The following is a 21,749-nucleotide window of genomic DNA, read 5'->3' on the forward strand; positions in this document are numbered from 1 at the left end:
GACGAGTATCCCTGAGGGGAACCCCTCGGGGGCCTCTTATTGACACCAGTGTCAACGAGGAGAGTCGAGTACGTCGCCTGCTGGCCGGTGGGGGCTTGGCGCGCAGTTCCCCGCGCCCCTTCGGGGCGCTTCAGTGGAGGCCGCTGACGGAGCTACCGTCGGTCAACCGCCCCTTCAACTCGGCCTGAGTACCCTGCTGAGCCTTCACCGCGAGCAGCGCCCCCTGGCCGGAGGCCGTCACCCCACCGGACGTCGAGATCGACGCCATGTCCTGGTCCCCGGCCGCCAGCACGTACCACGAACCGGTCCCCGACTTCCACAGCACCCCGGCCAGCACATGCGGATCACGTGGCCCGCACGCCGCAACGTCCGTGCCCTTGGCCGTGACCGCCCCGACGGGTCCGCCCGGCGTCCGGAACTGGGCCAGCGCGACCGCCCCGGCGCCCCGCCAGGTGTCGGCCCGCGTGCACACCCACGTGCCCGTGCCGCCCGCCTCCGGCAACGGCTGCTCCGCGTACGCCCAGGCGTTCACGCTCCGCACGCCCGCCGAGCGTTCCGCCGCCAGGGAGCAGGCGAACGGCGCCCACCCCTGGAGCCCCTCCCTGCTGGTCGCCTCGCCGGGCGCGCCCGGCCGGCCCGCGGTGAGGTGGGCCGGCACCAGTTCGCCGAGGTCCGTGGCGAGCCGGGTGCCGGTGGCGTCGGTCAGCTCCAGCACCGTCCAGGACGTGCAGGTGCCGGGCTGCAGGGCGGGGCTGGCCAGGGGGGAGGTGACCCCGTCGCTGAGGGCGAGGGGCGTCGCCCCGGCGTCCGGCTTCATCAGGTCCCGCTTGGCCACCTTGGACACCCACGGGGCCGTCAGATAGCGGACGTTGCCGTCGGTGCGGCCCAGCACCAGCACGCTCGACTCGGCGGTGCTCGCCCCGTCGACCCGGGCGAAGTCCAGGGCGGCGCCCGCCGTGCCGTCCGTCGGCTCGGCGTACCGCGCGATGCGCAGACCGTCGTACAGGAGCACCACGCGCGCGTTGTCGACGACGCCCGCGTAGAGCAGCTGGGGCGGGCCGGCCGGGCCGCCCGTCTGGGTGCCCGGCGTCGCCGAGACACGGACCGTCTCACCGGGCCGGGCCCACACCGCCAGCGCCCGGCGCAGCAGGGCCGTGTCGCCGGTGAGCTTGCCGCGGGCGGGCCACACGGAGAAGTCGGTGCGCGCCGCCGACTCCCAGGCGGTCGGCGCCACCCGGACCAGCTTGCCCGGGTCCAGGGCGGCCTCGGCGGCGGGATTCTGGGCGTACACGGGCGCGGCCGCGCCGTCCGGGCCCCAGCCGCCGCCCGGCAGGGCGACCAGCGCGCCGCACACCGCGAGCGCCGCCGCGGCGGCGAGGACCGCCTTGGTGTGCTGGCGGCGCCGCATCAGGTCGGTGGGCCGGGCCTGCAGCGAGCAGGGGTCGAACTCGGGGGAGGTGAGCAGGTCGTACTGCTCGGGCACCTCGCCGGCCGCGGCGAGCGCCCCGCCCGCGTCGGTGACCCCGGCGGCCTTGAGGACCTTGCGGGTGTCGGAGTCCGACAGCTTCTCCAGTCCGCGCAGCACATAGGCGGCCCGGGCCGGTCCGGACAGGGTGGAGAGCACCTGGTCCAGGGCGAGTTCCTCGGCGCCGCCGGAGCGCGGGAACAGCCTCAGGCCCCACACCTGCGGCAGCAGCGGCGGGAGCGGGCCGCGCCGCAGCAGGCCCTTGCGGGACCGGGCGGCGTCCAGCGCCGAACGCACCACCTGCAGACGCACGAACGCGTACCCCGGGTCGCCGTCCCGGGCGGAGGCCTGGGCCGGGATCACGGACGCCTGCTTGCGCCCCCGGGGCAGCGCCCGCTGGGCCAGGGCGTGTGCGGTCAGCACCCGGCGGCCCCGGCCGAGGCCCGGTGGCAGCACCAGGTAGGCGAGCCGGACCAGCCGCGGGTAGTGCTCGACGAGCGCGGCCTCGGCCTGCTCGACATCGACGACCGGGCCGGAACCGGCGGGGGCGGGTGCCTGACGCTGGGCTACATCCTGTGACTGCACGTCCGGCAAAACGAGCGAGGCGTTGGTTGGTCACCGCCACGCGAGTGACTCACATCCGTTTCCTACCCGGCGCACACCCCGCCCGCTGCCGAAGCGCTGCCCGGTTCAGGCATCCGGGTCGACCAGCGCGCGGGCGTAGTTCGCCATCGACCGCCGGTAGCGCGGCAGATGGGGGGCGAGGGCGCCGAGCACCAGCGACAGGCCCTCGCGGTCGCGGCCCAGGCTGGACAGGCACAGGGCGAGACAGGCGCGCACCGCGTCGTCCAACTCGTCGGAGGGCGCGTCCAGTTCCGGGGTGAGCAGCTTGACACCCTCCTCTGCCTGCCCGATGTTCCGCAGCGAGCTGGACAGCTGGATCTTCGCGCGCCGGCCCCGGTAGCCGTCGAGTCCGCGCGCCAGCGCCTCCCGGTACAGCGGCGCCGCCTGGTCGGAGTGCCCCGTGGAGTCCCAGGCGCAGGCCCGCTCGAAGGGGCCCAGCGGGCTGTCGTCCGGCAGTTCGGCGACGAGGCCGTCGACGAGGGCGCGGAACTGGGCCGCACGCTCCTCGGGATACTCGCCGTCCTCGAAGGCGGCCCAGGCGGCGGCCTCACGGTCTTCCCAGTCCTTGTTCACCGGGCCACCCTCGCACAGTCGTGCGGCCACGCGACCGGAAATTGAGCGGAGCGGGCGCGGGAGCCGTATCCGAAGGCGCTGAGGCATGCTTGCTCCCAGGACCGGAGGAACAGATGAGGGTGACAAGGGCGCTGCTCGCCGCCACGGGTGCCGCCGTGGCCGTACTCGCGCTGGCCGGGTGCGGAGCCGGGGGATCCGGGGGGACGGCGGCCCAGAAGGTGCCGGCGACCGCCACCGGCAGCCTGGAGAGCCTGGCCGCCGAGGTGAAGTGCAAGCCGAACATGCAGACCGACGCGGACGAGATCCGCCAGGCGATCTGCAAGAACGGCGACGGCAGGTTCATCCTCGCGACCTTCGCCACCGACCGCGGGCTGCGCGAGTGGATCAACGACGCAAAGGACTACGGCGGGTTCTACCTCGTCGGCCGCAAGTGGGTGGCCGTCGGTGACGACGGCGTCGTCAAGGCGCTGCGCGGCACCCTCGGCGGGGACCTCGAGGTGGGCGTGAACCACGCGGCGCACGAGGGCCACGAGGCCCACGGCGGCTGACACCCCGCGGGAGCGCACGACGAAGGCCGGGGACGGGGGAGGGGTTCCGTCACCGGCCTTCCGGGTGACCCGGGGAGTTCAGCGGGGGTTCAGCGGGTCACGAGCAGTTCCGGCCGCGGTTGATGCAGTACGCGATCCTGTTGGCCAGACCGCCGGTCGTGACGCTGACGAAGTCGTCGTGATCGGTGATCGGCTTGTGCAGCTGCTCCGGGAAACTGTCCAGCGCGTACGTGTTCTTCAGCTGGCCGTTCTGGATGCTCGGCGGCTGCACGGCGTACACCAGGCGCATGGTGAGCTGCGGGATCGCCTTGAACCCGTTCTGGCAGTTGCCGCGCGCGTCGGCGAACACCACGTGGGTGCGGTGGTTGGCGCTGTCGATGTTCTTGCCGTCCCAGCAGTTGGGGAAGGCGAAGGAGCGAACCACGTCGCTGCCCTGCGGACAGATCGGGTACTTGTCGGTCAGCTGCACCTTGTTCTCGAAGCCGGTGCAGCTCCAGTGCGCGTTGGAGTTGGCCGGTCCGTTGGTGAAGGACTTCGCGTCACCGGTGATGATGCGCAGGAACTGCGGCATCGGGACGACCTTGCTGGTCGGGCTGCCGACGTACTTGATCTGGGCCTGCTTGGGCGTCACGATCTGGCCGGCGTTGCCCTCCTTGCCGCCGCCGTTCTGGTTCTGGTCGGCCTCCTGCGTGCCGTTCTGCAGGCGGATCACCGGCCAGAAGTACGCCGACAGGTCGTTCTTGTTCTGGCAGCTGGTGCCGCCCTGCAGGAACGTCTGGTTGCTGGAGAACGCGTTGACCTTCTGGTTGCCGACGTAGTCGTGCACGTGGTGGGCGCCGTTGGTCACGCCGGGCGCCGCGATCACGTTGTCGGAGTTGTGGTTCTTGTTCGCGTTCACCCCGCAGCGGGTGATGAAGGAGCCGGTCGAGGCGCCCCACCGCTTGGGCGGCTTGGCCTGGACGTTCGGCTGGACCTTCGTGATGTCGACGAAGTCGGCCGCGACGGGACCGTTGCCGCCCTGTCCGCCGATGTTCCCCTGCTGACCGCCGTTGCCGTTCTGCTGGCCTCCTTGCTGGCCCTGCTGACCCCCGTTCTGCTGCCCGCCGTTGCCGTCCTGCTGGCCGCCTTGCTGCTGGCCGTCCTGCTGGCCGCCGTTGGTCTGCTGGGCCGTGGTGCCGGTGCAGGAGGCGAGCTGGTCCAGGCTCTGCGGCGCGTTGCCGCCCACCCGGTTGATCTCCAGCTGGATCCGGTCGATGATCGCCTTCCGTCGGTCCTTGAGCGGGCCGAGGATGGTGTTCTGGACGAAACTGGCGTCCTGGGCCTGCGCCCTCCGCGTGGTCGCCAGCCGCTGGTAGGCGTCGGTGATCTGGCGGTCGAGGTTGCCCAGTTCCCCGGCGACCTCGGTACGGGCCTGCTCCGGCACGTTCGTCAGCTTCTGGCCGATGTCCGGACAGGAGATCGTCTCCACCTGCGCCGTCGCGGCCTTGGTCTGGTTGCCTCCCCACGCGCCGTTGTCCGACTCGTGCGCGGAGGCGTAGAAGTTCGCCCAGATCAGCCCGCCCCCACCGAGCGCCAGTGCCGCCGAGGCGGCTATGGCCTTGGTCGCCAGCGGCGTACGACGTTTTCTTGTGTTGCGTCCCATGGAACTCCTCTGACTTCCTTGCGGGGCAGCATCGAGGCGCCCGACAGGAGTGAAGCGGCTCCCATGGATACGGACGCGGCACCACAGGCGTTCACCCGTCCCACGGATTCAACGCCGGCACATGCCGCACAGCACCCCTCAACCCGCCGTTGACCAGGGCGGGTTGGGTCTGAAGTCACCGGTCCCGGTTGAGGTGCGCGAGGACGGCCAGGACGCGGCGATTGTCGTCGTCCGACACCTCCAGTCCCAGTTTGCCGAAGATGTTGGAGGTGTGTTTCGCGATGGCCCGTTCCGTCACCACCAGCTGGCCGGCGATCGCCGCGTTCGACCTGCCCTGCGCCATCAGCTCCAGCACCTCCAGCTCGCGCGGCGTGAGCCGGCCGAGCGGCCGGTCGTCGGCCGACCGCCTGGACAGCAGCTGCTGGATCACCTGCGGGTCCATCGCCGTCCCGCCCGCCGCCACCCGCCGTACGGCGTCCACGAACTGCTCGGCGTCGAACACCCGGTCCTTCAGCAGATAGCCGATCCCGCCGTTGCCGTCGGCGAGCAACTCCCGTGCGTACAGCTGCTCCACGTGCTGGGAGAGGACCAGGACGGGCAGCCCCGGCCGGTCCCGGCGGGCCTTGAGCGCGCACTGCAGGCCCTCGTCGGTGTGCGTGGGCGGCAGCCGTACGTCGACCACGGCGACGTCCGGCTCCAACTCGTCCAGCGCACGGGCGAGTTCGGGGCCGGACTCGACGGCGGCGGCGATCTCGAAGTCGTAGGCCTCCAGCATCCGGACCAGTCCGTCGCGCAGCAGGAACAGGTCCTCGGCTAGGACAACACGCACGGGATCTCCAGGGTCACCAGGGTGGGACCGCCGGCGGGGCTGCTGACGGCCAGGACGCCGTCGAATGTACCGAGTCGCCGTTCGACCCCGGCCAGGCCCGAACCGGCGCCGACCGTCGCGCCGCCCTTGCCGTTGTCGGTGACGGTGATGCGCAGCATGCCCTCGGCATGGTGCAGGTCGACCCAGATCCGGTCGGCTCCCGAGTGCTTGACCGCGTTGGTGAGCACCTCGCTGACGGCGAAGTAGGCGGCGGACTCCACGGGCGCGTCCGCCCGTCCGGCCAGGTCGACGGTCACCTCGGTGGGCAGGGGCAGCCGCAGCGCCAGCGCCCGTACGGCGTCGCCGACCCCGCGTTCGGCGAGCACCGGCGGGTGGATGCCGCGGACCAGGTCGCGCAGCTCGGCGAGGGCGTCCACTGAGGACTGACGGGTCTGGGCGAGGAGCCGCCTGGCCCTCTCCGGGTCCTTGTCGAGGAGCATCTCGATGGTGCCCAGGTCCATGCCCATCGCGACCAGGCGGGCCTGCGCGCCGTCGTGCAGATCGCGTTCGATGCGGCGCAGTTCGGCCGCGGAGGTGTCGACGGCGTCCCGGCGGGTCTCGGTGAGCACCCGGACCCGCTCGGTCAACTCGCCCTGGCTGGGGCCGAGAACACTCGCGGTGAGCCGGAAGTGGGCGGTCAGCACGCGCGGGGCGTACGGCGCGAGGAGCAGGAGGAGCGCGGCGGCCAGGGCGCCGGCACCGAACGCGGAGGTCTGGTCGGTGACGTGCACGAAGCCGTACCAGTAGCCGCCCCACGTGGACAGCGGCCGCCACAGCCCGGCCGCGACGGCGAACCCCTCCAGGGGGTAGAGCAGCAGGACGGCCGGCAGCAGCGCGGTGGCGAACCCGGCCGTGATGTCCACCGCCAGCCAGCGCAGGTCCCGCCAGGTCTGCGGGTCGCCCAGCATCCCGGCGGTGCGCGCCCAGGGGTTGCCGCCCTCGGGAAGCGGCCGGTACACCGCCGGTATCCGCACGCCGCACCACTCGTCGGCGAGCCGGCGGCGGGTGTCCGCCAGTGCCCTGACACCGGTCAGGACCCACGGGGTGGTGACGAGCCCGAGGCCGATCGGGATCAGCCCGAGGGAGACGAGGGAGAGGACGAGGAACAGGGTCGAGAAGGGCAGCACCACCAAGGCCAGCACGAGCCCCCGTACGGCGGCCGGCAGCACCTCGCGGGCGCGTCCCCGGCCGCCGTATCTCTTCGTGTCGGTGTTCATGCGGCCAGTCTGGCCGACACTCGACGCGGGTTCACTGGCCCGAGGCCCCCTCTGCGGGGGTGGTGCCAGGTACACCCCCGCCGCCGGCTCCAGCCAGTACCTTCGCCTCCAGCGCGGGATCCAGGCCCACCGGCGGACGGTCCGGCCGCAGCGGAGCCTCACCGCCGATCTCCGTCAGCCACCGCCAGGTGTCGGCGACGGTCTCGGCGGCCGGGCGGCAGCGCAGCCCGGTGGCCAGTGCCCGCGACACGTCCGCGCGGTGCGCCGCGTCGTACAGCTCACTTCCCGGCGGCACCCACACGGGCAGCTGCGTCCACGGCTCGATCCCGGCCGCCACCACCGCCTCCGGGTCCGTCCAGCGCAGGTCCGCGTCCGCGCCGGTGACCCGGACACACGCCTGGAGCAGCTCGCCCATCGTGGTGTGACCGGGCGGGCCGATCAGGTCGTACGGCCCGCCGAGCCCCTGTGCCACCGCGCCGAGCACCCACTCCGCGAGGTCGCGCGCGTCGACGTACTGCAGGGGCAGTTCACGCGGTCCGGGCGCCAGGACCGGGCCGCCGCGCGCGATCCGGGTCAGCCACCAGGGCAGCCGTCCCACGTTCTCGTACGGCCCGAGGATCAGCCCGGCCCGCACCAGCAGCGATGCCTCCGCGCCGAAGGCCTCCACGGCGGCCAGCTCACCGCCCCGCTTGTCCCGCGCGTAGTCCGTCGGCTCCGCGTCGGCGGCGGCGCCCTCGACCAGCGGCCCGTCCTCGGCGGGCCCGCCCACCGAGGGCCAGGGCCAGGCGTAGACGGACCGGCTGGAGATGTACGCGTACCGTCCGGCCCGCCCCCGCAGCAGCCGGGCCGCGTCCCGCACGGCGCGCGGCCCGGCCGACCAGGTGTCGACCACGGCGTCCCAGGTGCCGTCGGCTTCGTCGAGCGCGGCCAGTCCGCCGGGGGCGGTCCGGTCACCGCGCAGCGCCCGCACACCGGGCGGCGGCGCGTGCCGCCCCCGGTTGAGGACGGTCACCCGCCAGCCCCGCCCGAGCGCGGCCGCCACGACCGCCCGCCCCACGAATTCCGTACCACCCAGCACGAGAAGTTCCATGCGGTCGATCCTGCCCTCGACGACGCGGCGGAAGGCGGAACTCTGCTGACGGCAGAGCGGATCAACGCCCGCCGGGCGGGGTGTACTTGTAACCGACCCTGCGGACGGTCCGGATCGCCTCCCGGTGCCGCTCGCCCAGTTTCCGGCGCAGCCGGGCGATGTGCACGTCGACGGTACGGCCGTCACCGACGTGCCCGTACCCCCACACCGTGGTGACCAACTGATCCCGCGTGTGCACCCGATCCGGATACGCCACCAGATGCGCCAGCAGCTCGAACTCCAGATAGGTCAGCTCCAGCTCCCGCCCATCGACACTGGCGATACGCCGCCCGGCATCGATACGCACGAGCGGGTCGCCGACGGGCGGCGCGGGCAGCGGCGGCGGCTGCTCCTGGTCCGCCGGGACGAGCACCAGGTAGCCGACCATCGGCGGCCGGCCGGGGAGAGCGGGCACGGTGTGCTGAGGGGCGGGCAGCCAGGTGGCGCCGGGCGGCAGCAGGTCGGGGACGCTCACGGGGGAGGGGGACAGGGAGGAACGAGTGGTCGCCATGCGGGATCAGCTCTTTCGCGCGAGGAGGTCGTCTGTGGGACGTACGTCGTCTCGCGCGGGGCTCGGAGGAGGCGCTTACGCCTTCACCGGGTCCGCGCGTTCGTCGCGCGGCAACACACCCGGTCGAAGTCGTCATGCTGACGGGAGGGCCAGAACGGCTCAAGGTCACACCGACCCGTCACCCCAACCTCCCGAAACCCAACCATGCCCACATTGAACCAGACCCCACCTCAAGGCGGTAGCGCCCCGCAAGGGCGCGGGGCTGTGTCAAACTGCGGCTCCGCCGCGCGGGCGCGACCCGCCCGCAGCCAAAAGCCGACCGAACCCCCCTAAGGGGCGCGGGGAACTGCGCGACCAGCCACAAAGCCCCCGCACCCGGCAACGCGCAGAACCGGGCAGACGCGACCCCGCCCGGCACCGCACCGCAGGTACAGGCGCCCAGACCTAAACCTGCCCCACCTTCTCCAGCGCGGAGCAACACGTGTCGACCAGCAACCGTGTCACAACGTAAGGATCCACATTGGCGTTGGGACGCCGGTCCTCGATATACCCCTTGCCCTCCTTCTCGACCTGCCAAGGAATCCGCACCGAGGCCCCCCGGTCCGACACCCCGTACGAGTACCGGTCCCACGGCGCCGTCTCGTGCAGCCCCGTCAGCCGTTCGTCGATGCCGGCGCCGTAGTTCTTGACGTGGTCCAGCGGCTTGGATCCCTCGCCGAGGGACTCGCAGGCGGTGATGATCGCCTCGTAGCCCTCACGCATGGCCCTGGTGGAGAAGTTGGTGTGCGCGCCCGCCCCGTTCCAGTCGCCCTTGACCGGCTTCGGGTCCAGCGTCGCGGAGACACCGAAGTCCTCGGCGGTGCGGTACAGCAGCCAGCGGGCCACCCACATCTGGTCGGAGACCTCCAGCGGGGCGAGCGGCCCGACCTGGAACTCCCACTGCCCCGGCATGACCTCGGCGTTGATGCCGGAGATGCCGAGCCCGGCCTTCAGGCAGTTGTCGAGGTGGGCCTCGACGACGTCCCGGCCGAAGATCTCGTCGGCGCCGACACCGCAGTAGTAGCCGCCCTGCGGGGCCGGGAAGCCGCCCTGGGGGAAGCCGAGCGGACGAGTGCCGTCGAAGAACGTGTACTCCTGCTCGATGCCGAACACCGGCTCCTGCGCGGCGAACCGCTCCGCGACCTCGGCCAGCTCAGCCCGGGTGTTGGACGGGTGCGGGGTCACGTCCGTGTCCAGGACCTCGCACAGCACCAGGATGTCGTCGCCGCCGCGGATCGGGTCCGGGCAGGTGAAGACCGGCCTGAGCACACAGTCCGAGGAGTGGCCCTCGGCCTGGTTGGTGGAGGACCCGTCGAACCCCCAGAGGGGCAGAGCGTCGAGACCGGCCGGGCCATCCGTGATGATCTTCGTCTTGGAACGCAGCTTGGCCGTCGGCGCGGTGCCGTCGATCCAGATGTACTCGGCCTTGAAGGTCACGGGGCCACATCCTTCGGGGTGGGTCGGGCGCGGGTGCGGGGAGTGCGGCGCTGCGGCACCGGGGCGGCGTACCGAACTGCTCAGCAGCCTGTCAACAGGCCGTTTCCCGTCCATTGCCCGGGTGTGAACCCCGTGTTACCTGTGGACGCACGCGGTGCGCGCGCCGACGGCGCCGGTCCTGCTGTTCGTGGCCGCGAACAGCAGGACCCATGACCCGACGGAGGTGGTGGCCGCGGCCGACCGCCTCAGCTACTTCGCGTCCGGTTGACCCTCACCCCACCTTCTCGATCAGTGCCCGGCGGATCAGGAACTTGCCGGACTCCCGGACCTGCTCGAACGCGGAGTTGTTGAGCAGGACGCAGCTGCCGGAGACGGAGGTGACCTTCACCGTGGTCGACTTGTTGTTGTCCAGGTTGGTGACCTTCAGCGTCGTCCCCGCCGGGAACTGGTTACTGGACGCCGCCGGGGCGCCGCCCTCGCCGGAGAGCGTGACCGTGGACCCCTTGCAGACCTGCTGACCGGCACCCGCCTGCTGACCAGCACCAGCCTCCTGGCCGGCACCCGCCTGCTGACCGGTGTCCTGCCCGCCTCCGGCCTGCTGGCCGGCGCCCTGCTGGGCGTTCCCGCCCTGCTGACCGCTGCCCGCCTGTGCGTCGCTGCCCTGCCCCGACTGGGAGCCCTGAGCCGACTCCCCAACGGTGCAACCGGACGCCTTCTGCTGGACCTTGATCTGCGCGATGACCGCCTGCCGGTTGGCGATCCGGGCCGCCGACTGCGAGTCGGGGCTGGCCTGCTGACCGGCGATGAACCGCTCGTTGTTGCCGAGGGCCGTGGCCAGCCCCTGGCAGACGGTCGAGCCGTCCGCCGCCGACAGCGTTCGCGCGCCCGGCGGACTCTGCGCCGCGTTCGACGTGGACGCCAGCGCGAAGGCCCCGCCGCCCGCCACCGCCGCGGCACTGACGAGCAGCGCGATCTTCTTCTTCGTCCCGAGAGTTCTCCTACGCGACATGCGCGCCTCCTGAAGAGGTAGGGGAGCGTACGCCGCTATGTACGAGATGCCGAACGTGGTTACTCAGCGGTTCCGGGACTCAATCCAAGTAACCTGAATCACAGTGGAGTTGAGCGCGATTCAGCTCTTGGTGCGGGACAGCGCCTCCTGTACGGCGTCCTCGCTGCGGGCCACCAGGGCCGTTCCGTCGTCGGCCGTGATGATGGGCCGCTGGATGAGCTTGGGATGTTCGGCGAGGGCCGTGATCCAGCGGTCCCGCGACGCCTCGTCCCGGGCCCACTCCTTGAGCCCCAGTTCCTTGGCGTCCGCCTCCTGGGTGCGCGTGATGTCCCACGGCTCCAGCCCGAGCCGGTCGAGCACGGCCCTGATCTCGTCCGCGCTCGGCACGTCCTCCAGGTACCGCCGGACCGTGTACTCGGCCCCCTCGGCGTCCAGCAGACTGATGGCGCTACGGCACTTCGAGCAGGCCGGATTGATCCAGATCTCCATACCCCCACGGTACGCGAGGATTCCCCCGCGCCGGCGCACCGGGGACACCTTCGCCGGCCCCTCTGTTCGATTTTCTGCCGTCTCCCGGGCCCCTCGCGAAACGGCCGTGACACACCGCCAATTACCCAGCCGACCAGCCGATTTACCCGTCCGGGCGGACTGCTCGATGTCAGTGGTGGGCAGTAGACTGGAGTCAGTGTTCGAGAGCATCGCCGGGACGTCCGGCGCATGCTCTGATCGCGACAGGAGGATGCCCGTGCCCGCTGCCGCACTCAAGCCGAAGCCGTTGCCGACCCAGTCCACCGCCAGGCGTGCCGTCCGGCTGGACTCGCCGTACGTGCCGCTGGAGAAGCGCCCGCTGCCCGCCGGGCGGCCGCGCGAGTGGTACCAGACGCACAACCGCCGCCTGAAGGCCATGCGCCTCGCCATCGCCCTGCTGGACTCCGGGGTCTACCTGCCCGACCAGGCCCGCGACGAGACGATCCGGGACACGGCGGAGACGATAGGCGTGCACCCGCCGTCCGCCACGACGTGCCACATGGTGCGGGCGTTCATGCGCTACCACCGCTGACGCGACGGGTCTCCGGGGCGCCGGGCGCTCCGCCGCACGAGGCGGGGCACCCGGCGCCTCCCCGCACCGGCCGCCTCCCCGCACCGGCCGCCACCCCGCCGCCGTCGCCGGCCAACAGCACCCCTGGCAGGGCGGACGCACCCCCCGCCGGACGGCTCACGCGGACAACTCCTTCTCCAGCGGCGTCCGGAAACGCGGCGTGATCCTCGTCGTACCCGCCCACCCCCGCAGCCGCTCGGCCTCCGCCGCGACCGCCGCCACGGCCTCCGCGCCCACGCCGTCCCGCTCCGTGATCCGCCAGACGATCTCGCCGTCCGGACGCTGGGCCCAGCCGCCCACCACCCGGCCGTTCCACCACACCGTGGGCCCCACGTTGCCGCTGCGGTCGAAGAGCAGGGGGCGCAGAGCCGGGGCGAGATACCAGTCCCGCTGCTGCCAGCCCATCGCCGTCGGATCCAGGCCGGGCAGCAGGGCCGCCCAGGGCTCCTCCGGGGGCCGTACCGGAGCCGCGTCGCCGGCGGTGACGTAGCCCGTGCCCTCGTCCAGGGACACCTCCCGCGCTCCGATCGCCGCCAGGGCCCGGCGGACCTCCGTCACCCGCCAGCCCGTCCACCACTTCAGATCCGCCTCCGTCGCCGGACCGCACGCGCCGAGCCAGCGCTCCAGCAGCTCCGCCTGGGCCGCCGCCGGGTCCAGCTCCGGGTGCGGGGGCGCCACCGCCCAGCGGAACTGGGTGGACGTCCAGGAGCCCAGCGGGCGGCCACGGACCACCTTCCCCTCGACGCCCAGCACCCGCAGCAGGCGCGAGGAGACCGTGTGCACGCCCTCGTAGCTCTTTCCCGCCGCGTACGCGAACTGCTCGCGCAGGCGCGGCTCGTCCACCGCGAGCTCCGACGCCGTCGCCTGCCCCCGCCGGGCCAGCGCGGCCAGCGTCGAGGCCTCCACCTCCGTCAGCCAGGCCGCGTCCGGGGCGCCCGCGACGGCCATGTCCTTCACCAGTTTCGCCCGCTCCCGGGCGGCCACCGTCAGGCCCGTCGAGGCGTGGACGACCGCCGTCAGCTCCGTGGGGAACACGAACACCGTGTGCCGCATGCCGTGCATGCGCACGAGCGTGCGGTCCTCGTACAGCGCGCGCTCGGTCTCGGGCAGCGCCTTCGCCGGCTCGGCCAGCCGCGCCGCCACCGCCAGGTACACCGTCGCCGGATCCGTGCCGTGCAGCGCCACCAGCGAGCCCGCGACCTCCTCGGGACTCCCCGCCCGCACCCCACCCGCCAGCCGGTGCCGCAGGGCCAGCCGGGCCCGCCGCTCCGCCGCGTCGATGTGCCGCCGCTTGCTCTCACCCATGCCGGCCTCCACCCGTCACATCACGTCAGCTCCGACTCCTGCCCCCATCCTCTCCGACCCCACTGACAATCGGCCGTCCCGCCCGCGCCACCGTACGGAAAACCAGGTGCACGCCCCGTAATCGCCTCCCTACGCTGAAAGGGCGTCACGAAACCGGCAAACCGCACCCACGGAGGTCCGACATGCGCACTTTCGTCCTCGCCGCGACCGCCGTCCTGGTGGCCCTCGGCATCGAGAACCACGCCTGGTGGCTGGCCGCAGTCACCCTGTTGTGCCTGTACCTGAGACACGGCAGGGGCTCGCCCGGTACGGCCCCTCCCACCACCGGCACCCCCGCGCCCCCGCCCGACTCCTACCGCGCCTACCGCGACCGCCGGGACCGCCAGGCCAAGTGGGAGCGCCGCTACCGCCGCGAACGCCCCTTCGAGGCCCGGCGCCAGGAGCGTGGGCGGACCAAGTGAGGCCCGGCGCCCCCGGTCACAGACCGGGGGCGCCCCACACCGGGAACCAGCGGCTGAGGTCCTGCTCGATCCGCAGGTCGTTCGCGAGGGTCGCCTTCAACTGCAGCTCCAGCGCGTTGTCCCGGCGCTTCGCCCCGCCGGGCAGCGGGGCGAAGGGGTAGAACGCGCCGCGCTTGTACAGATAGACCAGGGCCAGGCGGCGGTCCCGGTCGTCGGTGAACGCGGCCAGGGAGCACAGCAGCTGGGGGCCAAAGCCGTTGACCTCCATCGAGGTGTTCACCGCGTGCAGGTCGGTGACCAGCTCCGGCAGCTCGTCGGGGGCGCGGTGGGAGACCAGCCACGAGTAGCCGTAGTCGTCCTGGCTGAACTCCACCGGGGGCCCGGTGCGGTCGGTGTCCGCGTCGAGCAGGGCCTGGACCTCCCGGTGGGTCTGCTCGAAGGCCGCGCCCTCCACCGTGGCGAAGCAGACCGCGCCGGCCCCGGTCGGTGTGAAGCCGGCCGAGGCCTGGAGCGTGATCGCCGCCGACGGCAGCGCGAAGAGCTGATCGAGGTCGGGCGCGACGGGTTTCGTACGGCCCAGCAGGATGTCCAGCAGCCCCAAGACTCAGCCCGCCTTCCCCGGTGCCGTCGCCTCGCCCAGTTCGGCGGAGATACGGCCCAACTGCTCCAGCCGCTGCTCCAGCGTCGGGTGCGTGGAGAACAGGCGGGCGATGCCGGGCTCGGCGCCCAGGGCCGGGGTGAAGTAGAACGCGTTGAACGCCTGGGCGGTGCGCAGGTCCTCGCTCGGGATGCGGGCGATGTCCCCGGTGACCTTGGTCAGCGCGGACGCCAGCGCCGAGGGGCGCCCGGTCAGATGGGCCGCGGCCCGGTCGGCGGCCAGCTCCCGGTACCGGGACAGGGCCCGGATCAGCAGGAAGCTGATCGCGTACACGGCGGCCGAGACACCCATCACGATGGCGAACACGGCCATCGTGTTCTGGTCCTTGCGGCCCCGGAACAGCTCCGAGTAGAACGCGAACCGCACCATCAGGCCCGCGATCACGCCGAGGAAGGACGCGACCGTGATCACGGCGACGTCCTTGTGCGCCACGTGCGACAGCTCGTGCGCGAGGACGCCCTCCAGCTCGCCCGGCTCCAGTCTGCGCATCAGCCCCGTCGTCACGCAGATCACCGCGTGATCGGGGTTCCGCCCGGTCGCGAACGCGTTCGGCATGTCCATCCGGGACACGGCGACAACCGGCTTCGGCATGTCCGCCTGCGCGCACAGTCGGTCGATCACCCCGTGCAGGTCCGGATACTCCTCGCGCTCCACGATCCGGCCGTGCATCGCGTACAGCGCGATGCGGTCGGAGAACCAGTACTGGGCGACGAGCAGCCCCGCCGCGACCACCACGACCAGCACCCACGACTTCAGCAGCACGATCAACGCGGCGACGAAGCCCACGTACAGCAACCCGAGCAGGAACAGCGTGACCCCCATACGCGCGGTCAACCGCCGGTCGCTCCGGAAGCGGCTCTGCATCTTGCATCACCCCGCAGTCAGGCACTCGTCCCGCTGTCCAGTGTGCACCTGCCGACCCCCATGAAGCGGTCCCGATCGCCCCTAGGGGCAGCAAAAGCTCCCGGTATGTCGCCACCCGTCGCCGACAGTCACCCCGGCCGCCCCGGCCGAGCGCCTCCCCGGGCTCCCGCGCCGTCCGGTCCGGCGCACCTCACGCCCGCCCCCGCCGTACCGCGAGCTCCGCGCGGGCCCGCAGCCGGTCGGGGGCCTCGTGCGGTGCGGCGCCGGCGGCGAGGTGGCGCGCGGTGAGGATGCCCTCTCGCAGGTCCGAGAGCACTAGTAGGGGGAGCTGAGCTGGGCGTAGCCGAGGAGCAGGATCACCGCGGCCACGCAGCCCAGGACGATGGCCGTGGACATCCAGGACGAGCGGCGGGGCGCCACCGGCTCGGGGTCGGCGCGGAAGGGGGCCGGGTCCGGCGGGTTCTCCTTCCAGCGGGCGGCCAGCATCCGGGCGCGGGCGGACGGCTCCTTGTGCTCGGCGGAGTTCGCCCACCGGTGATCGAACTCCCGCTCCCAGTCGTCCTGTTCAGTCATCCCCGTGCAACCTCTCTCGTCCGGCGGTCAGGGAGGATGATCCCCCGACAATAGGAAGTCTGGGAAGCGCAAAAGGTTGCACGCACCCCGGGAACGCGGGACGCCCCCGCCTCCGGAGAACCGGAGACGGGGGCGTCGGCGACGCACGGGGACGGCGACGGCACACGAGGCCGGGCCGGCCTCGGGCCGGATCACACGTCGAAGTACAGCTCGAACTCGTGCGGGTGCGGGCGCAGCTGCAGCGGGGCGATCTCGTTCGCGCGCTTGTAGTCGATCCACGTCTCGATCAGGTCCGGCGTGAACACGTCGCCCTGGAGGAGGAACTCGTGGTCGGACTCCAGGCGGTCGAGGACCGCGCCGAGGGAGGTCGGGACCTGCGCCACGTTGGCGTGCTCCTCGGGAGCCAGCTCGTAGAGGTCCTTGTCGATCGGCTCGGCCGGCTCGATCTTGTTCTTGATGCCGTCCAGGCCCGCGAGCAGCAGCGCGGAGAAGGCCAGGTACGGGTTGCCGGAGGAGTCCGGGGCGCGGAACTCGACGCGCTTGGCCTTCGGGTTCGAACCGGTGATCGGGATACGCATGGCCGCGGAGCGGTTGCGCTGCGAGTACACCAGGTTGATCGGCGCCTCGAAGCCCGGCACCAGGCGGTGGTACGAGTTCACCGTCGGGTTGGTGAAGGCCAGCAGCGACGGGGCGTGCTTGAGGATGCCGCCGATGTAGTAGCGGGCGGTGTCCGACAGGCCCGCGTACCCGGCCTCGTCGTAGAACAGCGGCTCGCCGTTGCTCCACAGCGACTGGTGCACGTGCATGCCCGAGCCGTTGTCACCGAAGATCGGCTTCGGCATGAAGGTCGCCGTCTTGCCGTTCTTCCACGCCACGTTCTTCACGATGTACTTGAAGAGCTGGAGGTCGTCGGCGGCGGCGAGCAGCGTGTTGAACTTGTAGTTGATCTCCGCCTGGCCGGCCGTGCCCACCTCGTGGTGCTGGCGCTCGACCTTCAGGCCGGACCGCTCCAGCTCCAGGGAGATCTCGGCACGCAGGTCGGCGAAGTGGTCGACCGGCGGGACCGGGAAGTAGCCGCCCTTGTAGCGGACCTTGTAACCGCGGTTGTCCTCCAGCGCACCGGTGTTCCAGGCGCCCGCCTCGGAGTCGATGTGGTAGAAGGACTCGTTCTCCGCGGTCCGGAAACGGACGCTGTCGAAGACGTAGAACTCGGCCTCGGGGCCGAAGAACGCGGTGTCGGCGATCCCGGTGGAGGCCAGGTACGCCTCGGCCTTCTTCGCCACGTTGCGCGGGTCACGGGAGTACTGCTCGCCCGTGATCGGGTCGTGGATGAAGAAGTTGATGTTGAGCGTCTTGTCGCGGCGGAACGGGTCCACGCGCGCGGTGGACAGGTCGGGGCGCAGGGACATGTCCGACTCGTGGATGGCCTGGAAACCACGGATCGAGGATCCGTCGAAGGCCTGCTCGTCGTCGGGGTCGAACGCCTCGGCGGGCAACGTGAAGTGCTGCATGACGCCCGGCAGGTCGCAGAAGCGGACGTCGACGAACTTGACGTCCTCGTCCGCGATGAACTTCTTGGCCTCGTCGGCGTTCTGGAACATCCAGCTCCTCCTACTCCCGACCGTCCCGCCGGGGTGGTAGATCGTTCGTGCGGCCAGTGCGGTGGCACACGCTGTCCTCGACCCTAGGGACGGGTGATTTCTCGGGCGTGACCCATTTGTTTCGCAGAAGTTAACCGGCCACCGTTCCACGTTAGCCCCGACACACCCCTCGGCGCCTCCGCCGCTTTCCGGGGCCGGTACCGTGGACGGGTGGACAACAGGCAAGCACTCGGATCGTGGCTCTCCGGGCCCCGCGCGGCCATGGAGGACGCCGGGGCCGACTTCGGTTACCGGGGCGAGCAGCTCGGTCTCCCCGAGGAGGGCCCCAACTCGATCGCCCGGCCCGGCAGGCGGCTCGGCGCATTGGCTGTTGACTGGGGTCTCTGTCTCCTGGTCGCAGACGGTCTGATCACGAACAGCTATCACGACGCTGCCCAGGTCTGGGCGCCGCTCATTCTCTTCGTACTGATGGTCCTCACTCTGGGTACCATCGGATTCACTCCGGGGAAGCGGCTCTTTAGGCTGAGGGTGGTTGCCCTGGAGACGGGGCGAGTGAGTCCGCCGCGCGCCCTCCTGCGGACGGTGCTGTTTTTCCTTGCCATCCCGCCGCTCATGTGGGACCGGGACGGGCGAGGCCTCCATGACCGCCTGGCGAAGACTGTAGAAGTCCGCATCTGAGAATCGTTTGTATACGTCGAAGAGGCGCCCGTGGAGTGTCTTCCGGGCGCCTCTTCGACGTGCGTTGAGTGATGCGTGCCCCAAAGGGGCGCGGGGAACTGCGCGACAAGCCCCCACCGGCCGGCGGAGAACTAACGACCCCGCGGCCCACCCTTGGGCATCCGCATCCCCTTCGGCATAGGCCCCTTCGGCAAAGGCATATTGCTCATCAGATCCCCCATGGCCCGCAACCGGTCATTGGTCGCCGTCACCTGGGGACCAGCCAGCACACGCGGAAACTTCAGCATCGTCGTGCGCAGTTTCTTCAGCGGGACCTGGCCCTCGCCGTTGCCCACGATCACGTCGTGCACCGGCACGTCGGCCACGACACGGTTCATCTTCTTCTTCTCGGCGGCCAGCAGGCTCTTCACCCGGTTCGGGTTGCCCTCGGCGACCAGCACGATGCCGGCCTTGCCGACCGCCCGGTGCACCACGTCCTGGCTGCGGTTCATCGCCACCGCCGGAGTCGTCGTCCAGCCCCGGCCGACGTTGTCCAGGACCGCCGCCGCCGCGCCCGGCTGGCCCTCCATCTGCCCGAACGCGGCCCGCTCGGCCCGGCGGCCGAACACGATCGCCGTCGCCAGGAGGCCCGCGAGCAGGCCCAGGATCCCGAGGTAGACCGGGTGGCCGATCGCGAAGCCGATCGCGAGGAGGACAACGAGGGTGCCGATGCCGACGGCCGCGAGTACAAGACCGATCTTTTTGTCAGCCTTGCGGGTCATCTTGTAAGTGAGGGCGATCTGCTTCAGTCGCCCCGGGTTCGCGGCAGCCGCCGCCGTTTCCTTCCTCGCCATGCCACGAAGTCTACGTGGCCCGGGGGAGTGAACACGACGGCAGTACCCGGCCGCGCGGGGAACTCAGGGGCGGCCGGCGGCCCGGTCCAGGACGCGCTGCGCCTCGACGCGGTCCTTGGCGCGGCGGCGGTCCTCCAGGACCGAGGTCCAGGCGTTGCGGCGGGCGGTGCGCTGGCCGCCGCTCATCAGCAGTGACTCCACGGCGCGCAGCGCGCTGGTGAAGGACGGAATGGCGGTGGCGCGAACGGGCGCGGCCTGCATGATCGGGGTCCCCCCTCGGGACTGGTGAACGTGCTGTGATTCCGGCGTGCGGTTTCGGTGCGTGAATCCAGTGTCACTGACAGGTGTTACCAGCGCATGACCGGACGGTCAAACACCCATGAAGGATCGGTTCCGCTCCCGGAAGCCCCGGGGAGCTCGCCGAAGACGCCGACGCGGCCCCGGCGGGTGCCCTCATCAGCGAGGACGGCCGGGACCGCGTCACCTCGGCCATTACTGGCCGGTAATTGCTTGTGCGTGAATTCACACAGCCTGGGAGGCGATGGAGGAACCCTCCCGCTGCGGAGCGGCTGATCGACGCTGCTCGATGGCCATCCGGTACAGCCGCCCCGCCCGGTAGGAGGAGCGGACGAGCGGGCCGGACATCACACCGGAGAAGCCGATCTGCTCGGCCTCCTCCTTCAGCTCGACGAACTCGTGCGGCTTCACCCAGCGCTCCACCGGGTGGTGGCGCACCGACGGGCGCAGGTACTGGGTGATGGTGACCAGCTCGCAGCCCGCCTCGTGCAGCTGGCGCAGCGCCTCGCTGACCTCCTCGCGGGTCTCGCCCATGCCGAGGATCAGGTTGGACTTGGTGACCAGGCCGTAGTCGCGGGCGTCGGTGATGACCTTCAGCGAGCGCTCGTAGCGGAAGCCGGGGCGGATCCGCTTGAAGATCCGGGGGACCGTCTCGACGTTGTGCGCGAAGACCTCGGGCCGGGAGGAGAAGACCTCGGCCAGCTGCTCGGGCACCGCGTTGAAGTCGGGGGCGAGCAGTTCGACCTTGGTACGGCCGTCCGCGCGGTCCGCGGTCTGCGCGTGGATCTGGCGGACCGTCTCCGCGTACAGCCAGGCGCCGCCGTCCTCCAGGTCGTCGCGCGCGACGCCGGTGATCGTGGCGTAGTTCAGGTCCATGGTGACGACGGACTCGCCGACGCGGCGCGGCTCGTCACGGTCCAGCGCCTCGGGCTTGCCCGTGTCGATCTGGCAGAAGTCGCAGCGCCGGGTGCACTGGTCGCCGCCGATGAGGAAGGTCGCCTCGCGGTCCTCCCAGCACTCGTAGATGTTCGGACAGCCGGCTTCCTGGCAGACCGTGTGCAGGCCCTCGCTCTTCACGAGGTTCTGCATCTTCGAGTACTCGGGGCCCATTTTCGCCCGGGTCTTGATCCACTCGGGCTTGCGCTCGATGGGGGTCTGGCTGTTGCGGACCTCCAGGCGCAGCATCTTGCGTCCGTCGGGTGCGACTGCGGACACGACCGGCTCCCTGTGACTTCGATTCTTCGGCGTACACCAGCGTACGCCCGTGCTGTTTGCGCCCTGCCAGGGAGGCCAACCCCACGACCGCAGGGCGCATTCCCGGGAGAGGGCCTACGCCGAGGCCTTCTCGATCACCCTCGGCCTGAGGTCCGCGTTCTCCAGGACGTCCTTCAGGTGCTTCTCCACCACCGGCAGGACCTCCTCGACCGTGATGTCGCGGCCCAGCTCGTTCGCGAGGGAGGCGACGCCCGCGTCGCGGATGCCGCACGGGATGATCCGGTCGAACCACTTGTTGTCGGGGTTCACGTTGAACGAGAAGCCGTGCATCGTGACGCCCTTGGCGACGCGGATGCCGATCGCCGCGATCTTACGGTCCTCGCGGCGCTGTCCGGCGTTGGAGGGCGCGTACTCCGGGCCGTTGAGGCGGGGGTCGAACTCCTCGTCCGTCAGGCGCGGGTCGAAGTCGAGGGACAGCCCGCCGAGCGCCGGGCGCTGCTCCACCGGGTCGCCGAGCACCCACACGCCGCTGCGGCCCTCGATCCGGGTGGTCTCGACGCCGTACTCGGCGCAGACGCGGATCAGGGCCTCCTCCAGGCGCCGTACGTGCGCGACCACGTCCACCGGGCGGGGCAGCTTCTGGATCGGGTAGCCGACGAGCTGGCCCGGGCCGTGCCAGGTGATCTTGCCGCCGCGGTCCACGTCGATGACCGGGGTGCCGTCCAGCGGGCGCTCGTTGTCCGCGGTGCGGCGGCCGGCCGTGTACACCGGGGGGTGCTCCAGGAGCAGCACGGTGTCGGGGGTCTCGTCGGCGAACCGGGCCGCGTGCACCCGGCGCTGCTCGTCCCAGGCCTCCTGGTAATCGACGGCGTCCGCACCGAACCCCATGCGGACGAACCGCAACTCACTCACGGCAAGCGCCTCCCTCAGCGACCGGCGTCAGGCGCGAAACGCGCCCACGCCACTGTACGTCCGCCCCGCGAACGTCAGCCCTGCGGTCAATCCTCACACGATCGGATGAATGAACGGGGAAGAGTGCGATCACCTGCTCACTCTCCGCTACATTCGCGCCGTTCGTGAGGCCAAAAGGGCAGCTCACAGGC

The 21,749-nt window shown here is 71.4% G+C and carries 24 protein-coding genes; 4 read left to right on the plus strand and 20 right to left on the minus strand.

Going from position 1 to position 21,749, the window contains the following annotated elements:
• Positions 1–130: 130 nt before the first annotated feature.
• Entirely contained in the window at positions 131–2,050 is a 1,920-nt protein-coding gene (locus DBP14_RS25835) for a hypothetical protein (protein WP_129309498.1), read from the minus strand.
• Positions 2,051–2,155: 105 nt separating this feature from the next.
• A complete protein-coding gene (locus DBP14_RS25840; RefSeq protein ID WP_129312099.1) occupies positions 2,156–2,680 on the minus strand; it encodes a tetratricopeptide repeat protein in 525 nt (174 codons plus the stop codon).
• A gap of 95 nt (positions 2,681–2,775) precedes the next feature.
• Here DBP14_RS25840 and DBP14_RS25845 point away from each other — a divergent pair, with 95 nt between their 5' ends.
• Positions 2,776–3,210: a hypothetical protein gene (locus tag DBP14_RS25845; protein ID WP_129309499.1), complete on the plus strand. Its 435-nt coding sequence runs from the start codon at positions 2,776–2,778 to the stop codon at positions 3,208–3,210.
• A 97-nt stretch (positions 3,211–3,307) separates the two neighbouring features.
• Here the strand turns inward: DBP14_RS25845 and DBP14_RS25850 are convergent, their stop codons facing one another.
• The 8 genes from DBP14_RS25850 to DBP14_RS25895 form a co-directional block, all read right to left on the minus strand.
• Positions 3,308–4,852 (minus strand): DUF1996 domain-containing protein, encoded by a 1,545-nt coding sequence (locus tag DBP14_RS25850; protein WP_129309500.1) that lies wholly within the window; start codon positions 4,850–4,852, stop codon positions 3,308–3,310.
• 175 nt (positions 4,853–5,027) lie between these two features.
• On the minus strand, positions 5,028–5,681 hold the full coding sequence (locus DBP14_RS25855; RefSeq protein ID WP_129309501.1) for a response regulator transcription factor: 654 nt from the start codon (positions 5,679–5,681) through the stop codon (positions 5,028–5,030).
• Positions 5,666–6,937, minus strand: coding sequence for a sensor histidine kinase (locus tag DBP14_RS25860; RefSeq protein WP_129309502.1), 1,272 nt, complete (start codon positions 6,935–6,937; stop codon positions 5,666–5,668). The genes DBP14_RS25855 and DBP14_RS25860 overlap by 16 nt, the downstream gene beginning before the upstream one ends.
• Before the next feature lie 31 nt (positions 6,938–6,968).
• Positions 6,969–8,027 (minus strand): NAD-dependent epimerase/dehydratase family protein, encoded by a 1,059-nt coding sequence (locus DBP14_RS25865; RefSeq protein WP_129309503.1) that lies wholly within the window; start codon positions 8,025–8,027, stop codon positions 6,969–6,971.
• Positions 8,028–8,088: 61 nt separating this feature from the next.
• Positions 8,089–8,577, minus strand: coding sequence for a winged helix-turn-helix domain-containing protein (locus DBP14_RS25870; RefSeq protein WP_129309504.1), 489 nt, complete (start codon positions 8,575–8,577; stop codon positions 8,089–8,091).
• A 444-nt stretch (positions 8,578–9,021) separates the two neighbouring features.
• Positions 9,022–10,053, minus strand: a complete 1,032-nt coding sequence (gene glnII, locus DBP14_RS25880; protein ID WP_129309506.1) for a glutamine synthetase — start codon at positions 10,051–10,053, stop codon at positions 9,022–9,024.
• Between the two features lie 271 nt (positions 10,054–10,324).
• Complete coding sequence (locus DBP14_RS25890) at positions 10,325–11,062, minus strand: hypothetical protein (protein ID WP_129309507.1); 738 nt, start codon at positions 11,060–11,062, stop codon at positions 10,325–10,327.
• Positions 11,063–11,182: 120 nt separating this feature from the next.
• Entirely contained in the window at positions 11,183–11,551 is a 369-nt protein-coding gene (locus DBP14_RS25895; RefSeq protein ID WP_129309508.1) for an arsenate reductase family protein, read from the minus strand.
• A 256-nt stretch (positions 11,552–11,807) separates the two neighbouring features.
• Here DBP14_RS25895 and DBP14_RS25900 point away from each other — a divergent pair, with 256 nt between their 5' ends.
• Entirely contained in the window at positions 11,808–12,122 is a 315-nt protein-coding gene (locus tag DBP14_RS25900; RefSeq protein ID WP_129309509.1) for a hypothetical protein, read from the plus strand.
• Positions 12,123–12,278: 156 nt separating this feature from the next.
• On the opposite strand, the gene DBP14_RS25905 is transcribed toward DBP14_RS25900, so the two are convergent.
• Entirely contained in the window at positions 12,279–13,466 is a 1,188-nt protein-coding gene (locus DBP14_RS25905; RefSeq protein WP_129309510.1) for a winged helix DNA-binding domain-containing protein, read from the minus strand.
• 182 nt (positions 13,467–13,648) lie between these two features.
• Between DBP14_RS25905 and DBP14_RS25910 the strand changes: the two genes are divergently transcribed.
• On the plus strand, positions 13,649–13,927 hold the full coding sequence (locus DBP14_RS25910; RefSeq protein ID WP_129309511.1) for a hypothetical protein: 279 nt from the start codon (positions 13,649–13,651) through the stop codon (positions 13,925–13,927).
• Between the two features lie 16 nt (positions 13,928–13,943).
• Here DBP14_RS25910 and DBP14_RS25915 read toward each other — a convergent pair whose 3' ends face one another.
• From DBP14_RS25915 to glnA, 5 genes are all read right to left on the minus strand, one after another.
• Complete coding sequence (locus tag DBP14_RS25915) at positions 13,944–14,528, minus strand: hypothetical protein (RefSeq protein WP_129309512.1); 585 nt, start codon at positions 14,526–14,528, stop codon at positions 13,944–13,946.
• Between the two features lie 3 nt (positions 14,529–14,531).
• Positions 14,532–15,449: a zinc metalloprotease HtpX gene (htpX, locus tag DBP14_RS25920; RefSeq protein WP_129309513.1), complete on the minus strand. Its 918-nt coding sequence runs from the start codon at positions 15,447–15,449 to the stop codon at positions 14,532–14,534.
• Between the two features lie 190 nt (positions 15,450–15,639).
• Complete coding sequence (locus DBP14_RS37340; RefSeq protein ID WP_277752734.1) at positions 15,640–15,765, minus strand: hypothetical protein; 126 nt, start codon at positions 15,763–15,765, stop codon at positions 15,640–15,642.
• Positions 15,765–16,022, minus strand: coding sequence for a hypothetical protein (locus tag DBP14_RS25925; protein WP_129309514.1), 258 nt, complete (start codon positions 16,020–16,022; stop codon positions 15,765–15,767). The genes DBP14_RS37340 and DBP14_RS25925 overlap by 1 nt, the downstream gene beginning before the upstream one ends.
• A gap of 191 nt (positions 16,023–16,213) precedes the next feature.
• Complete coding sequence (gene glnA / locus DBP14_RS25930; RefSeq protein ID WP_129309515.1) at positions 16,214–17,623, minus strand: type I glutamate--ammonia ligase; 1,410 nt, start codon at positions 17,621–17,623, stop codon at positions 16,214–16,216.
• 210 nt (positions 17,624–17,833) lie between these two features.
• Between glnA and DBP14_RS25935 the strand changes: the two genes are divergently transcribed.
• Entirely contained in the window at positions 17,834–18,301 is a 468-nt protein-coding gene (locus DBP14_RS25935) for an RDD family protein (RefSeq protein ID WP_129309516.1), read from the plus strand.
• A 131-nt stretch (positions 18,302–18,432) separates the two neighbouring features.
• Here DBP14_RS25935 and DBP14_RS25940 read toward each other — a convergent pair whose 3' ends face one another.
• The 4 genes from DBP14_RS25940 to lipB form a co-directional block, all read right to left on the minus strand.
• Entirely contained in the window at positions 18,433–19,134 is a 702-nt protein-coding gene (locus DBP14_RS25940) for a DUF4191 domain-containing protein (protein WP_129309517.1), read from the minus strand.
• A gap of 63 nt (positions 19,135–19,197) precedes the next feature.
• Positions 19,198–19,395: a hypothetical protein gene (locus DBP14_RS25945; protein ID WP_129309518.1), complete on the minus strand. Its 198-nt coding sequence runs from the start codon at positions 19,393–19,395 to the stop codon at positions 19,198–19,200.
• Between the two features lie 261 nt (positions 19,396–19,656).
• Positions 19,657–20,646 (minus strand): lipoyl synthase, encoded by a 990-nt coding sequence (gene lipA / locus DBP14_RS25950; protein WP_129309519.1) that lies wholly within the window; start codon positions 20,644–20,646, stop codon positions 19,657–19,659.
• 114 nt (positions 20,647–20,760) lie between these two features.
• Positions 20,761–21,558 (minus strand): lipoyl(octanoyl) transferase LipB, encoded by a 798-nt coding sequence (gene lipB / locus DBP14_RS25955; RefSeq protein ID WP_129309520.1) that lies wholly within the window; start codon positions 21,556–21,558, stop codon positions 20,761–20,763.
• Between the last annotated feature and the right edge of the window lie 191 nt (positions 21,559–21,749).

The organism is Streptomyces sp. L2 (assembly GCF_004124325.1).
Taxonomy (GTDB): domain Bacteria; phylum Actinomycetota; class Actinomycetes; order Streptomycetales; family Streptomycetaceae; genus Streptomyces.

Coding starts and splice junctions, on each gene's coding strand:
- DBP14_RS25870 (WP_129309504.1), bottom strand. CDS start 8,577: ATGGCGACCACTCGTTCCTCCCTGTCCCCCTCCCCCGTGAGCGTCCCC.
- DBP14_RS25905 (WP_129309510.1), bottom strand. CDS start 13,466: ATGGGTGAGAGCAAGCGGCGGCACATCGACGCGGCGGAGCGGCGGGCC.
- DBP14_RS25895 (WP_129309508.1), bottom strand. CDS start 11,551: ATGGAGATCTGGATCAATCCGGCCTGCTCGAAGTGCCGTAGCGCCATC.
- htpX (WP_129309513.1), bottom strand. CDS start 15,449: ATGCAGAGCCGCTTCCGGAGCGACCGGCGGTTGACCGCGCGTATGGGG.
- DBP14_RS25940 (WP_129309517.1), bottom strand. CDS start 19,134: ATGGCGAGGAAGGAAACGGCGGCGGCTGCCGCGAACCCGGGGCGACTG.
- DBP14_RS25850 (WP_129309500.1), bottom strand. CDS start 4,852: ATGGGACGCAACACAAGAAAACGTCGTACGCCGCTGGCGACCAAGGCC.
- DBP14_RS25945 (WP_129309518.1), bottom strand. CDS start 19,395: ATGCAGGCCGCGCCCGTTCGCGCCACCGCCATTCCGTCCTTCACCAGC.
- DBP14_RS25925 (WP_129309514.1), bottom strand. CDS start 16,022: ATGACTGAACAGGACGACTGGGAGCGGGAGTTCGATCACCGGTGGGCG.
- DBP14_RS25845 (WP_129309499.1), top strand. CDS start 2,776: ATGAGGGTGACAAGGGCGCTGCTCGCCGCCACGGGTGCCGCCGTGGCC.
- DBP14_RS25890 (WP_129309507.1), bottom strand. CDS start 11,062: ATGTCGCGTAGGAGAACTCTCGGGACGAAGAAGAAGATCGCGCTGCTC.
- glnA (WP_129309515.1), bottom strand. CDS start 17,623: ATGTTCCAGAACGCCGACGAGGCCAAGAAGTTCATCGCGGACGAGGAC.
- DBP14_RS25865 (WP_129309503.1), bottom strand. CDS start 8,027: ATGGAACTTCTCGTGCTGGGTGGTACGGAATTCGTGGGGCGGGCGGTC.
- DBP14_RS25910 (WP_129309511.1), top strand. CDS start 13,649: ATGCGCACTTTCGTCCTCGCCGCGACCGCCGTCCTGGTGGCCCTCGGC.
- DBP14_RS25860 (WP_129309502.1), bottom strand. CDS start 6,937: ATGAACACCGACACGAAGAGATACGGCGGCCGGGGACGCGCCCGCGAG.